Here is a 2,527-nt window from a genome sequence, read left to right on the forward strand (position 1 = left end):
TTTTTTTATAATCAATTGGTGGAACTGCTGAACCTATGTTATGTATTTACCAAAAAAATTGAATTAAATAAATAGCGATATTATCAATCGAAAACCATAAATAGGATTTACTTGAATAATGCCTGCAAACTGGCCGTCCCGCATTTGCGGCCTGCGGAACGGACTCCGCTCTTGGCTGTTGCTGTTCCCGCTTTTGGCATATACGGAGAAGCCAGTAACAGAAAACTACCGTCCAAGACGACTATTTTGAACGCTTGGAACGCTTCTGTAGGTATTAAAACCAATTATCGAAGATTTAAAAAGCAAAGGTTTCATAGAATAGGATTTGGATTATTCATTGGAAATTCTGGATAAACAAGCCCTTTATCGGACTGCTTTAGAACTTTTTATTTGGAATTTAATCAGTTAACTAAATACCCACATCTATCTTTAATAGTTGCATCAGTTATGCGAAATTCTAACCAATTTGTGTAAGAATTTACCGATTACTACATGTATATTAGACACTGCGAAAGGTTTACGCTACCTTATTAGGTAGAATAATAAGATAAATTGGCATTATATCCCAACACTAAACTATGACCGTTTATGATACAGGCAACTGAATGGAATCCATATTATTATTACCCACAACAGTGCGAAAAGCAAGGTGAAGAATTCTTTTCCCGATATCAGGTTATCTTCGAAATAGGCTGTCCAGATCAAAAAATGAAAGGTCTTAAGGAGACCAACCTCCGCACTTGCAGGTTTTGCGGAAAGAAGAAGCCATATGTTACTTTTCATAAAGTTGCGCATGTTATACCTGAAATGTTAGGCAACCGATTTCTCGTATATGATCAGGAATGCGACGATTGTAATGGAATTTTTGGTAGATATGAAAACGATCTGGCAAATTACCTTGGTATAAGAAGAACTATCCAGAACGTTCATGGAAAAAAAATCCCAGTGTACAAATCCAAATTTGATGAAATTGTAGCAAGGTTTGAAAAGGATTCGACGGAAGGAGATTATTTAAGTATCAAACGATCTGAAGTCGGCAAAGACAATTTCGAGTTTGATAAGGAAAAAAACCAGATGTACATTACATACACAAAAAACCCTTACGTCCCACTTAAGGTGTTTAAGGCTTTGATGCGCATTGCGCTAGCTATCATGCCCCAGCATGAGCTAAAAAACTATAAGTTCGCTCTTGAATTCCTACGTACGAGTAAACATGACGACAAATTTATGGGGTTTGGCATAGTGCATACCTATACGCTACCACTTTTGACTTTTAGATTCGAGAAACCAAGCGCATTTTTATTTAGGAAAAAAAATCCCAAGGATCCACTGTTTTCCCATCTTTTCGTTATTTGTTTCATGAATTGCGAATTTCAACTATTCATTCCTTTCCATGAATCTGATATTGAACACTGCATTCGTGGGGCTATAGAGACACCATGGATGCCTCCTATCCTTGGGAGGCAGGATCCTACCGAAATTGGTGAAATCGTTGTTGCCTCTAGAGACTTTAATTCACTGGATAAGAAAATTGATGATGTTGACAAATTGATTATCCCTAACCTTTTCAAGGATTATGAAACTATGCCGTTTATTAATAAAGAATCGGGCGAGATTTATGAGAAAAAATTCGAAGCTGAAAAAGTTATAGGCATGAATCTACAGTTTATCGAAGTGAAGGAGGATAACAATAAATCATGAATTAAATTATTATTAAATGTCATTTGCCCGCATCTTCTAATGATTGTTGCTACTGCCTCCATAAAATGATTTTGAAAACTGAATTTTTCAGGAATAATGTAGCATCACTTGTCAAAAGATTTATTGCACAAGGATACGAAGCCGTCATAGCACCGTATTGGGCACTAGACGTTACAGTTCCGAAATATTGGTTGCCTGAGTTTTTGAATTGCCTCGATGCTGGAGAGTCAGTTTCCCAAGCTATGTTTAGTGCCAGCCGTAAGGTGTATGATCAATTTCCTACGCCAGCAGCCTGGGCTTGTCTGCATCTTTACGGGAATCCAAATCTTAAGATTCAAGAACATTAATGTTTTTTATTGCCAAATTTTAAGTACAGGCATATTGAGTAAATGCATCAGGTCGAGATCGACGATACGAAACTCCAATCACATTTAATAATGAAATGATATTGAATTACTGTCACTCAAAGGCCGTCCAAGTCTAGGACGGCAATTGTGGGTCATAAGTGTACTAATGAAATATCTTTATAATGTCTATAATAAGTTTTGCCAAAACAAATATATCGGCTATAAGTTTAGACCATCCAATTGATCTATATTTCCCTGAAAAAAAATCTTTAGATTTTTCAGATGGTTTATACCGACTTTTATACTGGAGCGACTGTGTTTTCCTCTTCAATTTCATGCGTCAAATATTTAATTTGATGCAAGATGTTCATGTTAAAACCGAAGTAATCGGTTACAATCGGTTACAAATTTAAATTTGCGTCCTCAATCGCTCTTGTTAAAGCAATAATGTCAGTTTCAATTTTCCGCTGCGCAATCAC

The 2,527-nt window shown here is 36.3% G+C and carries 2 protein-coding genes; both read left to right on the plus strand.

The genetic code is table 11. From position 1 onward, the window contains the following. Window positions 1-588 precede the first annotated feature (588 nt). Window positions 589-1,701 (plus strand): HNH endonuclease, encoded by a 1,113-nt coding sequence (locus tag ACHFIZ_RS17800; RefSeq protein WP_410888305.1) that lies wholly within the window; start codon window positions 589-591, stop codon window positions 1,699-1,701. A gap of 65 nt (window positions 1,702-1,766) precedes the next feature. Further along, window positions 1,767-2,048, plus strand: coding sequence for a CHAT domain-containing protein (locus ACHFIZ_RS17805; RefSeq protein ID WP_410888307.1), 282 nt, complete (start codon window positions 1,767-1,769; stop codon window positions 2,046-2,048). The last annotated feature ends 479 nt before the right edge of the window (window positions 2,049-2,527 follow it).

It is taken from the genome of Pedobacter sp. JCM 36344 (assembly GCF_046546555.1).
Taxonomy (GTDB): Bacteria; Bacteroidota; Bacteroidia; order Sphingobacteriales; family Sphingobacteriaceae; genus Pedobacter.